This window comes from Chitinophaga varians, from assembly GCF_014529945.1.
GTDB classification, from domain to species: domain Bacteria; phylum Bacteroidota; class Bacteroidia; order Chitinophagales; family Chitinophagaceae; genus Chitinophaga; species Chitinophaga varians.
Window position 1 is genome coordinate 187,281 of sequence record NZ_JACVFB010000008.1, and the last position, 15,765, is coordinate 203,045.

Sequence of the window (15,765 nt, forward strand, 5' to 3'; positions counted from 1 at the left end):
CATCGCCAGGAAAATTCTGATGGACACTCGCTTCTACCGTATTTGATCATCATTCTTTAAAGTAAACAACAGATGAAAACAATATTCATGACGGGTGTCACCGGCTATATCGGTGGCTCCGTGGCGGCCCGGTTGCTGCATGCTGGTTATCGGGTCAATGGACTGGCAAGAAACGAAAAAGATTTTCCGGCGTTGACGGCTGCAGGTATACAGCCCATCGCCGGCTCACTGGATGACGAGGCCGTCATTGCGCGGGAAGCGGCAGCGGCAGATGTGGTGATCAACACCGCCTCGGCAGACGATCCTTATGTGGTGGCCACCATCCTGGAAGCATTGGCCGGCACCGGCAAAAAATTCATCCATACCTCCGGCTCCAGTATTGCAGGCGATAAAGCACGGGGCGCCTACGCCAACATCGAACCATTTACTTTTATTCCTAAAAACCCGCGACTGGAAAAAGCCGCACGGGTGGCGATAGACAGGGCCGTCCTGGCGGCTGAAGGCCACTACGTGGTGATATGTCCGACCATGATATATGGTACCGGCACCGGCATCAAAAAAGATTCGGCACAGGTGCCCATGCTAACGGAAGCCGCGCGGGAAGCGGGTCACGGCGTACATATCGGCACCGGCGAAAACCGCTGGTCCAATGTGCATATTGAAGATCTGGCCAATCTATACCTGCTGGCGCTGGAGCAGGCACCCTCCGGTAGTTTCTACTATGCAGAAAATGGTATTCATTCCCTGAAAGAAATAGCGGCCGCCATCAGCAAATCACTGGGCTTCGGTGGTAAAACAGCGTCCATCACCATAGCGGAAGCGATACGTCGCTGGGGTATGGAGGGCGCACATTTCGGGCTGGGCTCCAACAGTATCGTATCGGCCGTAGCTGCCCGCAGCCTGGGCTGGTTACCGGTACACAACAACCTGTTGTCAACGATCGTGCAAAGTGAACGCGACTAATATCAATATGGCCGGGGCTTCTCCCGCTCCGGCCCATCCTCCCGCTCTTCTGATACGGTTTCCGTGCCTTCAAAAGCTCCGCCGGAGCCATCATGTATAATGACCGGCTCTGCCGGCTGTGTTTCGGTATTTTCGGGTCTTGGACTATTCTCAGCGGGTATAATCATTGTTTCCATATGTCAAAAATATGGAATATCCCTGCGCTTTCCGCCTCATAAGCCTGAATTTACGGTTGCTGTTGTTTATCTTTGCTACCCTAAAAAAACGAGCAGACAATTATGGTGACCCGTATTGCAATTATTCGTCATGGTAGTACATCCTGGAACAAAGCCGGCCGACTGCAGGGATATTCCGATATTCCGCTGGATGAAGAAGGACTGGAACAGGCCCGTAAACTGGGATCACGCCTCGCCGGTCAACCATGGGACATCGTCTGCTCCAGTCATCTGATCCGTGCACGGCAAACAGCAGCTATTCTGGCTGAACAACTGGGCATCGATACTATCTGGCAGGACACCCGCATCGGCGAAGCTGGCGGCGGACTGATAGAAGGCACCACCGAAGCAGAACGACTGGAAAAATGGGGGCCCGACTGGAAAATGCAGGACCTCGGTATGGAATCTAATGCCTCCGTACTGGAAAGAGGGATGTCTTTTCTGGATGAACTCATCACCACAGAAAAAGGAAAACAAATCATACTCGTGACCCACGGCAGCTTTATCCGGCAAATGCTGGCCCACCTGCTGCCCCACCTCCCACCGCCGCCACCCATGAAAAACACCTCTATCACCCACCTGGAGTTAATAGACGGCAAATGGGAATGCCCGCTCTTCAACTGCGTGGAGCACCTGGAATCCGCCTCATAAAAAAGGCGCCTCATCTGTTGATGAGACGCCCTATATTGGTTGGTCAGTCAGGAACTACTTCACCACTTTCACGCTGATGCGTTCAAAACCACGGGAGATATCTATCAGATAAACACCGGATGGCAGCGAAGAAAGACTGTTCACCTGTAATCTGTTCATGCCTTTGATCACCTGCTCCCTTTGCTCTTTCACGATATGGCCATCGAGACCATATAACCGCACGATCACCGGCCCTTCCCAGATGGACTGGAAATACAGTTGTATGCGGTCATCAAACGGGCTGGTAGCAGTAAGTTTAGGTTTGTCCGTTACTTCCTTCATCATCATCAGGGAAGAACCGCCTGTCACCATTATCTTATAATCTTCCACTTCTCCCTGATAAGCGTCCACGCCACAGGGTTTCACGTTGCTGCCGTAGCCCATGCGTACACGCATCAGCGTGGCGCCCGTCTTCGCATTGGCAGGCACCGTGATAGTCTGGCTAAACGGACCGCTGCCGCGTTTTACATAGACTTTTTCAGTGGTATCATTAAGTTGTTTATCACCGTTCCAGTCGATCCATACGGCCACAGAAATGTCCGGCCAGTATTCCACTCCCAGATTGATCTGCAACGGATAGGATTGTCCGGCAGCCACAGTAGCGGATAATGCCGTGAAGTCTTTGTAACCGTCCCACTGCGAGCTGTTGTCCAGATTGGCGAAACGCACGCGTGTGATACTATTGTAATTCAATGCCGTGCTGGCAGTGCAATAATCCGTTACGCGGAAGCCGGTATCCTGCGAAGGTGCAGATGTTGTTTGTCCCGCTTTGATACTGCCGCGTGGCAGCGTATTGTAAGCGTAGTCCATCAGCGTATAGCTGTTACCGTTGGCGTTCACTTTGAAACGGAACCAGCCATAGAAGGTTTCCCCGCCGGTGGAGAAAGTAAATCCGGCATAGGCTGTCTGGCCTTTCCAGACGGTATACGATGTGTTGGTCAGGTCATGTTCCAGCGGATAATCACCGCCCGCCACAAAGTTGGACGAATCACCGATGACGGTACCTGCCGCCAACATGGCAATATTCCTGGTAGTGCCTACCGCCACCATCGGTTTCTTATAGGTCTCTAACCGCAGTTTACCACTATCAGCCCACAGACCATAAGCCGCATCGGCGTTGTTATCCACGAGGAAGTAGTACCAGTTATTCGTTGTATTGATGGTGTAGGTAGCATCATCTACATCTACATATTTGATCTGGTAAGGATCACGGAAACTGATGCTCAGCTGTTTCTGGCTACTGTCCGGCGATTGCGGAGTGCTAAACGCCGCCGGCAGGAAGGTAACAGTCGTCATGCCGCTGTTGGCCGCAGCGTGACTGGTAGCTTTACCCACAAAGGCAAAACGCGCGGTGGTATTATTCAGCGCCCTGAGCTGCACCGTCAGCCCTGCAGGCAGATTGCTCACGGTATAGTGCGTATTGGCCACGAAGTTGCCGGAACTGATGGCAAAAGTATTACCCAATATGCTCACTTCGGCGGTATCGGGGAGCGCACCATCATTAGGCAGTGATTCCCGGAAAGCTGTCCTGGACCAGGAAACAGTGGCCTTGCCGGCATCGCCTGTTCTGATACTGCCATTGGGTGCATTATTCCAGGCGTAGTCTTTAATGGTATAATTGCTGCCATCAGCAGATACTGTGATGCGCATCCAGCCATAACGCGGTTTACCATTCAGGGTAAATTTCAGGCCGATGTAAGCTGTTTTACCCGCCCATTTGGTATAGGCAGCACTGTAGATATCATGTTCATTAGGATAAGCACCGCCTGCCACAAAGTTGGAAGTATCGCCGATGATAGTATTGGCCGCGAGCGGTGAGATATTGCGGGTAGTACCTTCACAGACAGCAGATTTCTGATAGGTTTCAAAACGGAGTTTGTTGCTATCGAACCAACCACCATATTCGGCATCACCAACACCAAAGTTAATATACTGCCATGGGTTGCCGCTGGTGATCGTCACATCAGTCATGTCTGTATAAACAATTTTATACGGATCGATGAAATGAATACCGAAAACTATGTAGTTGCGGTACAGTGAGCCCGTGCCGCCTTGTATGGCCGCATTCAGGAAAGTGATTTTTACGCTGTCGGTGTTGTTGGCCGCTGCATGCTGACTAGCCGCTCCGGTAAATGTAAGTACAGCCGTTTTGTTGTTGATCACCTGGATCTGCGCCGTCAGGCCGGCAGGTACATTCTGTGCCGTAAAGTGCGTACCGGCTACCAGGTTACCGCTGCTAACCGCAAACACCGCGCCGCCTACTAATTTCAGTGTATCCGTTGACGTAACACTACCGTTATTGACATCGCTCTCATTGAAGAGGGTGAAGTTCGGCACAAGTCTTTTTACGGTATCGGGCAACAAGGTGGCGGCCAGGTTAGTGGCGCTCCACAGGTTGTTTCGCTGCGCGATATTACTGGTCAAAGCCGCCAGCATACGGTCGCTCTGCCCCGCCGTGAACATTTTGGGGCAGGAAGAATAGTCCATATAGTTTTCTGTGTTGGCCACAGCGCCGCACCAGTTGGCATTGAGGTTACAACCGCCGAAGTTCGACTGTGTAGGTGGCGTATCGTCTACCTCATCGCCGGGAGCGGAACAACCGTTTTCAAAAGTATGTTGCAAATTGAGGAAGTGACCTACTTCGTGGGTCAGCACCCTTTTCATATTGGGCTGAAAGTTTTCAGAGCTGCCCACACCGGGAGCGCCCAGATAACGCCAGTTGTAAACAACACCATCCAGATGGTTGGCAGCCACCCAGTTGTCCGGCAGGTAAGTCCATCCGGAATTGTTATACACGCCTTTCTCTTCTACCTCGCTTACAATCCAGATGTTAAGGTATTTTTCACCAGGCCAGTAAGAGATGCTCTTTACCGCAGCGCCCGTACCATCAGGAGAGCGACCATCCAGGTCATTAAAATGATAGGTGACGCCATTGGTAGGATTGCCCTGCGGATCAATGTCCGCTAAGCGGAAAGTGATATGCAGATTGGCCGCCAGTCCGATAAAGCGCGGATCAATGGAGGAATAATCACTGTTCAGCAGGTTGTAATCCTGATTAAGGATATCAATAGCAGAACGGACCTGTTCCATCGTTACCTTGTAAGGATTCACCGGATCATTGACGTGGAATACTACCGGGATAGTATATTGCACAGGGCCGGCCAGCGCCGCCCGCTGCTGGCGCATACCGGCAATGATCTTTTTAATCTGCGCCTCCTGATTAACAGCAGCCTGCCGGGAAGCGGGATGTTTTTTATACAGCTCCTGCATGGCTTTTGAAGAGGTACAGTGATCCGGAAGTGGTGGCAGTCCCGGCGTCTGCTGGGCTTTTGCCGCATAGCCGACCACCAGACATAACAATAGCGTTATTATCTTTCGTGATAAAGGTGACATATAATTGGTTTAAAATGTGGACACAGTAATTACTATCCGCGGCAGCATGCCGCAGCAGTATGTGTAATAGCAGTAATAGCTGCGCATGGCAGCAGGAAATGGGTTGACATAGACACGGGGTGTCTTTGGCAGAGGGAAAAATTCTATTTCATAAAGTGGTTTTTTATGGGTTGAAAATGGAAATAAGGATAGCGTAACCCGTCAATACCGGTGAGAGCCGGGTATAGGCAAACAAGAGCAGATTGATTCTATTTGGTTGATATCACAGGCGTCAGATCTTCGATTTATGCTCTCTACATACAACAGCTATACGAATTTAACGGAGTACAGATTAACAAGCTGCCATGAAATTGATGACTTATAGGCGGATATTAACCGGGTTAAAAAACGGGTAGTGGTGTCCGTTAGGTAAATATGGGGGGATGATGGAGAGATTTCATATTCTATAAAACGGATGAAATCCATGAGACGTATGAGATGAATGAAAGGTATAAAATGCATAAAGCGTGTAAAACCATGAAACGTATGGGACGTATGGGACGTATGGAACCATAAAACGTATGAAACGCACGAAACCATGAAACGCGTGAAACCATGAAACGGATGAAACGCACGAAATCATGAAACGTATGAAACGTATGGAACCATAAAACGTATGAAACGCACGAAACCATGAAACGCATGAAAGGTATGAAACGTACGAAATCATGAAACGTATGAAACCATGAAACGCGTGAAAGGTATGAAACGTACGAAATCATGAAACGTATGAAACGCACGAAACCATGAAACGCGTGAAACGCATGAAACGCATGAAACGTATGAAACCATAAAATCATAAAATCATAAAACCATAAAACCATAAAACCATAAAACCATAAAACCATAAAACCATAAAACCATAAAACCCAGGGCTAAAGCCCTGGGCTACGATGTTCTTCAGGTTCTTTCGATGATGCACTCCAACGTTTACGAGGATTTCGCGCAAAGGGATCAGACCAATATTATTATCCTGCGTAAATTATAAGCTGCTAATGTTAAAGAAATTGAGCAACATCGTAGCCCAGGGCTTTAGCCCTGGGTTTCATGGGTTTCATGGGTTTTATAGGTGTTATAGTTTTTATTGATCGTTATATTATTGTGCCGTTCCGGTGAACGTAATAACGCTGGTAGGTGGTACTACCACTACAAAGCTACCATCAGCCTGTGCGGGCACCGGTGCGCTTTGCTGCCAGTGAGCAGTGGTGTTATCAGCAGTCAGATAAGAAGTGACCTGGCTGCTGGCAAAACCTGCCAACTTAAGGCGGGTGCGGGTTTCAGCGCCACCGGGGTTCACTATCACTACGCTGAATTTGCCGGTAACCGGATCTTTCCAGGCAGACACTTTCAGGGTGGAGTTGTTGGCCAGTGCGGAGTTAAAACGATAATAACCGGCATGTACGAATCTGGAGTATTGTCCCATTACGTCATAGGTTTTGGGATAATCCAGTGAGCCGTCACCGTTGGTGCAGATCAGGGATTCGTTGTTACGGATAGCCAGCATACCTAACCAATACACATAGGCGTTCACGTTACACTCTGCGAGGAACTTGTGCATGTTAATGGCAAGCTTCAAACCGCCGGTCATGGTAGCATCGTATACGCCACTGTCGTCACAGGCTTCTGTTACCCAGGTAGGCCGGTTGCCGGTAGCATAATTCCATGTTTGCGGATTGGGGTTCAGCCCGCGTTTGCCGAGGATGAGGTCTCCGATTTCCACATAGCCGTGACCAGCGAGGATGTCCACATTGCTTTTGTCCATCCCCGACAGGAAGCTGTTGGCCGTGCCCCAGGCGGCATTTTCGGAAGAGATGATTTTCACGGAGTTCAGTCCTTTAGCATTTAACGCAGGACGGAGGTTGTTGGTAATAAATTGTCCCAGATGTGAAGCGGTCCAATAGGAAGCCGGCCAGTCGGAGAACACGTTCTCCGGCTCATTGCTCGGGGATACCGCGTAGAAGTTAATGCCTTCGTTCTGGTGCGATTTGGTGAAGCCGGCCACATAGTTGGCGAAGTCGGTGGAGCAGCAGCTGTAGTTAAGACCGTTGAAGTTTTTAGCGCTCTCCTGAGAGGTGTTGTTTTTCATCGACAGCGGCGGTGTCCAGGTGCTGGCGATCATAATGGGTACCTGATAGCGCTCTTTCAGTTTCTTCAGTATCCAGAGTTGCGCCAGCTGCGCTTTCTGGTTGGTGTTGAGTGCCTGATAGACGGTGCTGGCAGCGTCCATGTCGATGGTGGTACCTGCCGGCTGAATGGTGACCGTGCCGGTAGTTTTGTCGAACGGATAGTGGTACATCACTTCACCACGGACGATGTTCAGCTGCAGGCCGTCGGTGCCCCAGAGCTGCTGCATGATGCTGTCACGTTTGGGTGACTCAAAGAAAGGTGTAGCGCGGCCGGCAAAAGCGCCGAAGCCTTCGATGCGCTGATAGGTGGTGCCCCAGTTCAGGGTGATGTTGGCAGTGTCGGTGCTGACTGCGGCAGCGACCACCTGATTAGAGAGTTTACCGTCGGCAGCGGTTTTCAGATCGTCCCGCATATTTTTGGAACATGCGGAGGCCAATACCATGGCCAGCAAGGACAAGGAAATTCCTGGCAGATTTTTTTTCATTGTTACGAGGGTTTGGGTTTTATGGAAATAGGGTAAAGCGCATTATAAGTTTAAAATATCTATACTTTTCCAAAAGTTGTCCACTGGCACCGACAGTCAAAACACAGGTATCTATCTGCTTCTTTCCTAAAAATAGTGATTATTTTAGTTAACAAAAACTATACTTTTACAAAAACAGGCACTCATAACACAAAATTAATAGCCCTGATAAATGTGAACCATGAAATACATTCTTTTACTCTCCGCATTGCTGGCCGGTTTGTCGGCATGTAACACCTCGCGGCCCGCTACAGCGAAGCAGCAGCACTTGTATATACAGCCGGAAGGCCGCGCCCAACTATCATGGCAACTGGTATGGGAAGATAACTTCAACGGCTCTACGCTGGACACGACCAAATGGACACGTATCCCGCCCAATCACGCCGACTGGGGCAAACATATGACCAGCGACGACCGCTGCTACGCCCTGAAAGACGGAAAGCTGTACCTCCGTGGCATCCATAATCCCGACACGACCAAAGACCCCAGGCCTTTCCTTACCGGCGGCATCTGGAGCAAAGGGAAATTCGCTTTCCAGTACGGGAAAGTAGAAATCCGTGCGAAACTGGAATGCGCGCAGGGCGCCTGGCCCGCCATCTGGATGCTGGCAGAAAACAATAAATACGGCGCCTATCCCCGCAACGGCGAGATAGACATCATGGAACATCTTAACTATGACAGCATCATCTATCAGACTACGCACTCCTATTATACACTCGACCTGAAACAGACAGAAAAACCGCCCCACGGCGGCAAAGCAGCCCTGCGTAATGGCGAATTCAATGTCTTCGGCATCTCCTGGACCCCGGATAAAATTGTTTTCCTCGTCAATGGAAAAGAAACTTTCACCTATCCCCGTGTGGAAGGCGTAGATCCTTCCCAGTGGCCTTATGATCAACCCTTTTATCTGTTGATAGACCAGCAGCTGGGCGGCAACTGGGTGGGTAAAGTGAATCCGAAAGACCTGCCGGTGCAGATGATCGTGGATTGGGTGAAGGTGTATCAATGATGTAATCAACATATTAAACAAAAAGGTCAGGGCACTCCACCCTGACCTTTTTGTTTTTTAGCCTTCGGCAGATGAATACCTGCGTTTTTAATTTTTTTTGGTGGATAAAAATTCCCGAATTAATTTTGTAAGGTAAACTTATTAATTTAACTACATAAAATCACTTTATATATAACATGGACAATTTCGCTACCGCCTCGTCCCTGCGTCTTAGTATTTCCAACCTCAACAAGCGGCTGCGCAAGCAGGTATACTCTACAGAAGGATTCTCGCTCAGCGAGTTGTCCACGCTGTCCTATGTATATCAACAGGGTGCTATGTTTCCGTCTGAACTGGCAGAGCTGGTAAAGGTAAAAAACCAGTCCATGTCACAGATACTCAATACGCTGGAAGCCGGGGGACTCATCACCCGCACACAATCGCCGGAAGACAAACGTAAGATGAGCGTGACCATCACCCCCAAAGGAAAAAAAATGGTAGAGAAGACACGGCATGAACGGGACGAATGGCTGGCGGAAGCCATTGATCAGACATTATCCAGAGAAGAGAAAAAATTGCTGACGGCGGTACTGCCGCTGCTCAACAAAATTGCAGACTATAAATAAAACGGAAACATGATTACAAGTATCGACAAAAACACCGCCCTGGTGCTGATCGACCTGCAGATGGGCGTCTATGGGCGTCCAACCGCCCATCCGGCGAAAGACATTATTCATCACGCTGCACAGCTGGCTGCTGGCTTCCGCAAAGCAAGCCTGCCCGTGGTAGTGGTCAACGTAAACCCCATAGGCTCCCCTGCCATGCTGGTGCGGGCCGATGTCGACAATGGCCTGCCTAAAGAACCGGCTGCCCAACAGCAACAACTCGAAGCCATGAAGGCCGCCGGCTTCTTCGACATCGCTCCGGAAATCAACGTGCAACCGGAAGACATCCGCATTACCAAAGGCACCTGGAGCGCCTTTCCGAATACGCCACTGCTGGGCATCCTGCGCGAGAAAAACATTACCAATATTGTACTCGCCGGCGTCTCCACCAGTGTGGGTGTAGAAGGCACCGCCAGAAGCGCTAACGAAAACGGATTCAATATCACCTTTGCCACCGACGCCATGACAGACCTGCAACTGGCCTGCCACGAATACAGCCTGAAATATATCCTCCCTCGTATCGGTGAAACAGGTACCACCGCAGATATCCTGCATCATCTGAGCTTACGTGAAAAATAAAGAACGTATATCCGTCAGGTTTATCACGCCACTGGTGCTGGGCACCATGATGAACCCGCTCAACTCCACCATGCTGGCCACGGCGCTGACCACCATCTGTCAGTCTTTTGGCCGTAATATCAGTGACGGCGCGCTGTTGATCACACCATTATATCTCACCTCCACCATCGGGCAACCGCTCATGGGAAGGCTGGCTGATTTGTACAGCCCTAAAAAGGTGAACCAGCTGGGGTTCCTGCTGGTGCTGCTAGCGGGCATTACCGGCACCGTAGCGCCTACTTTCGACTGGCTCATCGTGTCCCGTGTTTTATTGGGCCTGGGCACTTCCGCCGCCTACCCTTCTGCTATTGCGCTGGTCAACAGAAAATACGCCGAAGCCGGCGAACCCGTGCCCGGCGGCGTACTGGGCATCATTGCGGTATCGGGCCTGGGCAGTATGGTACTGGGTCCTGTATTGGGTGGCTTACTATCGCAGACGTTTGGCTGGAAAGGTATATTCTTCATCAACATCCCATGGGTATTGATATCACTGTGGCTGGCGCGTGCGTTGCCAGACACGCCAGCCACAGTGCCGGTCAGTATCAGGGAACTGCCGCAGAAACTGGACATCATGGGCATCCTCCTGTTCAGCGGCATGTTGCTCAACCTGCTGTTGTTACTGCTGCATCGTTCGTTCTCACCGGGAGGTACGTTGTTGTTAGTCGTGTTGCTATTACTGCTCATCCTCTGGGAACGAAGACAAGCCAGTCCATTCATTGACGTGCGTTTATTTGTGCAACAACCATCGCTGCTATTGGTGTACCTGAGTGCGATGGCCACCAGTTATGTGATGTACCTGATGTTGTTTTCGCTGCCACAGTGGATGGAAAGTGTAAAACAGATCTCGCCTGCACGTACCGGCCTTTTGTTACTGCCGATGTCGTTGGTGTCCGCGGCGGCAGGCCTACTCATCTCCCGGCACAACAGCCTGCTGGTAAAAAACGTGGCCGGCATTGGTTGTATGATCGTTGCCTGTATGGCGTTGTTCTTCGTTCACGCCAGCATGCCGATGTACCTGTTGATCGGCATTACGGTGCTGGTAGGCCTGTCCACCGGCATCAATCCTATTGCCAACCAGGCATGGCTACACGAAGAAGCGCCAGCCGGACGTACCGGCGTTTCGTTTGGGCTTTACCGTACTTTCGGTTATATCGGTGCCATCGTTTCCGGATCACAAATGAAAACACTCTATCATCAGGGGGTAACAGACAGCAGTTTTCATACCGTGGTATGGTTTACCACCGCCAGCTGTGTGTTGATGGTACTGCTGCTATTACCGACTATCGGCCGCAAAAGGGAGCTGTCATTGCGGTAATCATTTATTTTCGTTAGTTTGGCGGCAATCAATCATGATCCTGATAAGATGAAGCGAAACATTACCCTGGTTGTTTGGTTACCCGCCATATACCTGATGACAGCCACCGGCTGCCATAGCCGCCCGGAAAATACCGGCACTAACGATACCGTACAAACGACAGTTCCCGAACCCGTGGACACGCCAGGCGTAGCACCAGCTGCCGCCATCCCTGACGGCCCAACACTTTACAACGTATTTATCTGCGCGGCCACCGGCGATCTCAACAAAGACAATATCAGCGACTCCGTTGTGGTGATGCACGATACCACCTCCGCCCAACAGCCTTATCGCCTCCAGGTGCTGTTTGGCCGGCCCGATGGCCAACATCAACTGGCGGCGACCTCTGAAACGGCGATACTACCGGATGGTGGCGAAGGCGCCCATGACGCCATCACCCTCGACTCTGTCCTTGTTAGCAAAGGCGTGCTGACCGTGCGGATATCGTTGTTGCGCGGCATGGCGGAGTACCTTTACCGCTACCAACATCAGCGCTTTGAATTAATCGGTTACAGCCGTAATGAATCCGATGGTCAGGGCCTGATCGTCAGCGAACAGTACAACCTCTCTACCGGTCGTTACACCCGGAGCACGGAGGCTTATGACGGAGAAGACAGGCCCACCGAACATACAGACACCATCATTCCTATCCGGCCGCTGCCGGTGATGGACACGCTGGTGCCATTTGAAACCTATCACGCCAAATACATCCTGTTCTAAGGTTTTGACGGATTCACACCCGGTGAAAAATGTTATTAACCTGTAAGTTTGTATCAGCATCCTCAAAAACATAACCATGAGAAAGCTGATACTTCAGATGCAGGTGAGTGTAGACGGCTTTGTGGCCGATGCACACGGCAATACCGGCTGGCTGGTCAGTGAATGGGACCAACCCCTGAAAGATTATGTACTGGCCCTTACCGCACGGGTAGACCTCATTTTGATAGGCCGCAAACTGGCCCACCAGTTCATTCCTGCATGGACAGCCCGTGCCGGTGATCCCGATATCGCCGACGAATATACGCATCGTATGAATGATCTCGACAAAGTGGTCTTCTCCCGTACACAAACAGAACATGGCTGGAAAAACACCGTCCTCGTCAACGAAAACCTGACCGAAGAAGTGGCCCGGCTAAAAAAATCCCCCGGAGGGGATATCATCACCTACGGGGGAAGTAGTTTCGCTGCCAGCCTCATACAGGAACATCTCATCGACGAGTTTCATCTGTTTGTTAATCCCATGGCTATCGGCAAAGGCCTGCCTATCTTTCATCAGCTGCACCAGCAGTTGCCCGTAAAGCTGGTCAGCGCTACCTCATTTTCCTGCGGTATCGTGGTCCTTTTTTATCAACCCCAATACCGCCGGTAGGTCCTCTTCCCTGTTGGCCGTCGCTATATCAGGCTGAACGCCCGTCAGCTCCCAGCTATGGTCTGTGCCCGGAAACACCGGCGCCGCAACAGACACCGACAACAGGAAGCGATCGTTCGCCGGAAAAATATCATTCATATGCGCCCCGCCCGCTGATCGCTGTCCTACTATCACCGCCCGTTTCAGGTGTTGCAGTTCAAAAGCGATGGCTTCTGCCGCGGAGGCAGTACGATTATTCACCAGGATGTACAACGGCTTCTCATAAGGTTTTGTATCGCTCAGCGTGGCTGCTTTCATCACCTCATTTTTTCCATCGCGACTTTTCACTTCCAGCAACGGCGTACCGTCTTTTACAAAATATCCTTCCACCACCATACCGATAGCGCTGCCACCGCCACCATTGTCGCGCAGGTCCAGTATCAACGCTTTGGTGTGCTGCACAAATGTCATCGCCGCTTTGAGCACGTCCACACTATTGGGCGACAGGTTAATCTCCGACAGGCGGATGTATCCGACAGTACCCGGTAATATCTTCACCTCCATAAAACCGAAATTCATGTTGACGGCCCTTTCGTCGTAATGAAACGGGTCTTTGGCGCTGTCGCCCTTTGCCGGTGGTGCTTTCAGCTCTTTTATCATTTCCGGGTTGTAACGCAGATATACGTGGCCGTCTTTCACCGTTTTACGCAGGAGACTGGTGACGGCTCTGGCGAAAACGTCCACACTGTCCGTTCCCTGCGTCAGTTGTTGCTCCTGCTGCAGCAAAGCAGCGGCCAGCGTTTTGCCTTTGTCAGGATATACATAGTGTTGTTCCAGCAGCTGTGCCGACTGGCGGAGCACTGCCTGTTTTTCAGCGGGAGTGACCATCTGACCATAGGCGGTTGACAGGCACAGGCTAAGTGCCATGAGGCCATACCATTTTTTCATGTTGACATCGATTAGTATCACAAAGCTACCGTTCGGCCGACAGCCAAAATTGCACAGGATTAGCGCGAAGGAAGAAAATTACAACTTGCGGAAAGCACCGGGCAGATAGCCGGTGTATTGTTTGAAATTGCGGATAAAATGGCTCTGGTCGAAGAAGCCGCATTGCAGCGCGATAGCGGTGAGGGACTGTTTTTTATTGCGGACCAGTGCCAGTGATCTGCCTACTTTTATTTTCCGGAGATACTCCACCATGGTGCCTTTAAAATATACCGGAAAATATTTGGAGAGCGTTACCGGATGAACACCTATTTCAGCCGCCAGCGTGTCGAGCGAAAGGGGCACGTCCCACTGATCATGTAATAATTGCCGCAGCCGCGCCACCCATGCGGGCGTTCCTTTACCCGCCTTCAGCGGCGGTCCCCAGTGTTGCAGCAGGATGGAATGTGCCAGCGTATCATGGCCTGGCACCAGGGTGCATTCCTTGTATAACTTCAGAATGGCCAGTTGCAGGTCGTGCTCCGGCAGGCTGTCCCAGGTGGATGCTGACAGGCCATAAGCCGTCAAAAAGGCGGGCTCTATTTCGAGATTGAGGTTACGGGAGGGGTGCAGCGTTTGCAGGTTGCGGTGTTCTTCTCCCGATGCATAGCGGACCAGCTTACCCGGCAGCACCTCCTGCCGGCTAAAGCGACGATGTTCCAGGTTGCCGCCTTCCAGCGCTAAAGAACAGTGTGGATTGGCGTGGTGGTGCCATTCTTCCGACACCGCTGCGTGGTATACTGTTTCCGATAAGATGATGCCGGAAAGATGATAATTGACTTTGTTTTTACCCAGAAAAGTGCCGCTGCCCAGTTGTTCCATGATATAACGAATGACTAACGTCTGCTGACTTCCACCGCTGCTTCTTTGTTATATTTCAGCCGGTAATCTGCCGGCAGCATGCCCGTTAGTTTTTTAAAGATAGCACGAAAAGCTTTACTATCAGCATATCCTACTTCATACATCACCTCGTTGATGTTCATGCGGCTGGATTCCAGCTTCTTTTTAGCCGCTTCCATGCGTACCCGCTGGATGTATTCCAGAGGTGTATTGTCTGTTGCCTTTTTAAAGCGGCGTACAAAGTGACGGCGGCCGATGGCAAAGCGGTCGGACAGCTCTTCCACGGAGATACGCTGGTGGATATTGGCTTCAATGAATTCCTGTGCCTGGCGGATGGGCGCATCTTCGTGTTTCTTTTGTCCGCTGAACATGGTAAAGGGCGACTGGCTGGTGCGGTCGATATCGAGCGCATATACTTTGGAGGCCATGATGGCGGTTTCGCGGTCGGTGTATTTCTCCACCAGGTGCAGCAGCAGGTTCCAGTAGGAGTTGGCGCCGCCGCTGGAGAAGAGGCCGTCCTGTTCCGTGACGATGCGACCATTGACCAGCATCACTTCCGGGAACAGTTGCCGGAACAGGTTGGCCGAGGCCCAGTGGCTGGAACATTCGCGGCCGTTGAGCAGGCCGGTGGCGGCCAGCATAAAAGCGCCGGAACAGAGGCTGGCCACATCTGCGCCATTTTCCTTATATTGGTGGATAATCCAGGGGATGAATTCCCTGTTTTTGTACAAGGTAGCTTCAAAATCTCCGGCGATAGCCGGGATAATAACCAGGTCTGTACGTTTTACCTCTTTCAGCATTTTATCGGTGTGTACACTAAACAGGCCATTGTACTGTTTCACCATGGGGGTGAGGCCCAGCAGCTGCAGTTTAAAGGCCGGCGATTTACCTGCATCTTCGAGAAAGCCGTTTACGCCGTTGAGCATCATGTGAGGATCTACAATACTGGCCATTACGGCGTCATTGAGCACAAGGATGGATACATGTTTCATATAACCGGGGTGTTTATGCTTAAAGT

Annotated in this window: 14 protein-coding genes; 8 read left to right on the forward strand and 6 right to left on the reverse strand. The window is 51.0% G+C overall.

Annotated features, from left to right (window positions below):
* Nucleotides 1-72 precede the first annotated feature (72 nt).
* On the forward strand, nucleotides 73-963 hold the full coding sequence (locus ICL55_RS31840) for an NAD-dependent epimerase/dehydratase family protein (RefSeq protein WP_188105447.1): 891 nt from the start codon (nucleotides 73-75) through the stop codon (nucleotides 961-963).
* Between the two features lie 2 nt (nucleotides 964-965).
* Here ICL55_RS31840 and ICL55_RS31845 read toward each other — a convergent pair whose 3' ends face one another.
* Nucleotides 966-1,139, reverse strand: a complete 174-nt coding sequence (locus ICL55_RS31845; RefSeq protein WP_188105449.1) for a hypothetical protein — start codon at nucleotides 1,137-1,139, stop codon at nucleotides 966-968.
* Between the two features lie 102 nt (nucleotides 1,140-1,241).
* Between ICL55_RS31845 and ICL55_RS31850 the strand changes: the two genes are divergently transcribed.
* Nucleotides 1,242-1,829, forward strand: a complete 588-nt coding sequence (locus ICL55_RS31850; protein WP_223151663.1) for a histidine phosphatase family protein — start codon at nucleotides 1,242-1,244, stop codon at nucleotides 1,827-1,829.
* Between the two features lie 54 nt (nucleotides 1,830-1,883).
* On the opposite strand, the gene ICL55_RS31855 is transcribed toward ICL55_RS31850, so the two are convergent.
* The gene (locus ICL55_RS31855; RefSeq protein WP_188105451.1) at nucleotides 1,884-5,261 is read right to left on the reverse strand and encodes a M43 family zinc metalloprotease; all 3,378 of its coding nucleotides are present in this window, start codon (nucleotides 5,259-5,261) and stop codon (nucleotides 1,884-1,886) included.
* A gap of 1,135 nt (nucleotides 5,262-6,396) precedes the next feature.
* A complete protein-coding gene (locus tag ICL55_RS31860) occupies nucleotides 6,397-7,911 on the reverse strand; it encodes a glycoside hydrolase (RefSeq protein WP_223151664.1) in 1,515 nt (504 codons plus the stop codon).
* Nucleotides 7,912-8,131: 220 nt separating this feature from the next.
* Between ICL55_RS31860 and ICL55_RS31865 the strand changes: the two genes are divergently transcribed.
* From ICL55_RS31865 to ICL55_RS31890, 6 genes are all read left to right on the forward strand, one after another.
* On the forward strand, nucleotides 8,132-8,959 hold the full coding sequence (locus tag ICL55_RS31865; protein WP_188105453.1) for a glycoside hydrolase family 16 protein: 828 nt from the start codon (nucleotides 8,132-8,134) through the stop codon (nucleotides 8,957-8,959).
* A gap of 176 nt (nucleotides 8,960-9,135) precedes the next feature.
* Complete coding sequence (locus tag ICL55_RS31870) at nucleotides 9,136-9,564, forward strand: MarR family winged helix-turn-helix transcriptional regulator (protein WP_188105455.1); 429 nt, start codon at nucleotides 9,136-9,138, stop codon at nucleotides 9,562-9,564.
* 9 nt (nucleotides 9,565-9,573) lie between these two features.
* On the forward strand, nucleotides 9,574-10,182 hold the full coding sequence (locus ICL55_RS31875; protein ID WP_188105457.1) for an isochorismatase family protein: 609 nt from the start codon (nucleotides 9,574-9,576) through the stop codon (nucleotides 10,180-10,182).
* A complete protein-coding gene (locus ICL55_RS31880; RefSeq protein ID WP_188105459.1) occupies nucleotides 10,172-11,536 on the forward strand; it encodes an MFS transporter in 1,365 nt (454 codons plus the stop codon). The genes ICL55_RS31875 and ICL55_RS31880 overlap by 11 nt, the downstream gene beginning before the upstream one ends.
* A 48-nt stretch (nucleotides 11,537-11,584) precedes the next feature.
* Nucleotides 11,585-12,295 (forward strand): hypothetical protein, encoded by a 711-nt coding sequence (locus tag ICL55_RS31885; RefSeq protein WP_188105461.1) that lies wholly within the window; start codon nucleotides 11,585-11,587, stop codon nucleotides 12,293-12,295.
* 76 nt (nucleotides 12,296-12,371) lie between these two features.
* The gene (locus ICL55_RS31890) at nucleotides 12,372-12,944 is read left to right on the forward strand and encodes a dihydrofolate reductase family protein (protein WP_188105462.1); all 573 of its coding nucleotides are present in this window, start codon (nucleotides 12,372-12,374) and stop codon (nucleotides 12,942-12,944) included.
* Here the strand turns inward: ICL55_RS31890 and ICL55_RS31895 are convergent.
* The 3 genes from ICL55_RS31895 to ICL55_RS31905 form a co-directional block, all read right to left on the reverse strand.
* Nucleotides 12,891-13,871 (reverse strand): S41 family peptidase, encoded by a 981-nt coding sequence (locus tag ICL55_RS31895; RefSeq protein WP_188105465.1) that lies wholly within the window; start codon nucleotides 13,869-13,871, stop codon nucleotides 12,891-12,893. The two genes, ICL55_RS31890 and ICL55_RS31895, sit on opposite strands and share 54 nt — an antisense overlap.
* A gap of 78 nt (nucleotides 13,872-13,949) precedes the next feature.
* Nucleotides 13,950-14,729, reverse strand: coding sequence for a helix-turn-helix transcriptional regulator (locus ICL55_RS31900; protein WP_188105467.1), 780 nt, complete (start codon nucleotides 14,727-14,729; stop codon nucleotides 13,950-13,952).
* A gap of 14 nt (nucleotides 14,730-14,743) precedes the next feature.
* Nucleotides 14,744-15,739, reverse strand: coding sequence for a GlxA family transcriptional regulator (locus ICL55_RS31905; RefSeq protein ID WP_188105469.1), 996 nt, complete (start codon nucleotides 15,737-15,739; stop codon nucleotides 14,744-14,746).
* Between the last annotated feature and the right edge of the window lie 26 nt (nucleotides 15,740-15,765).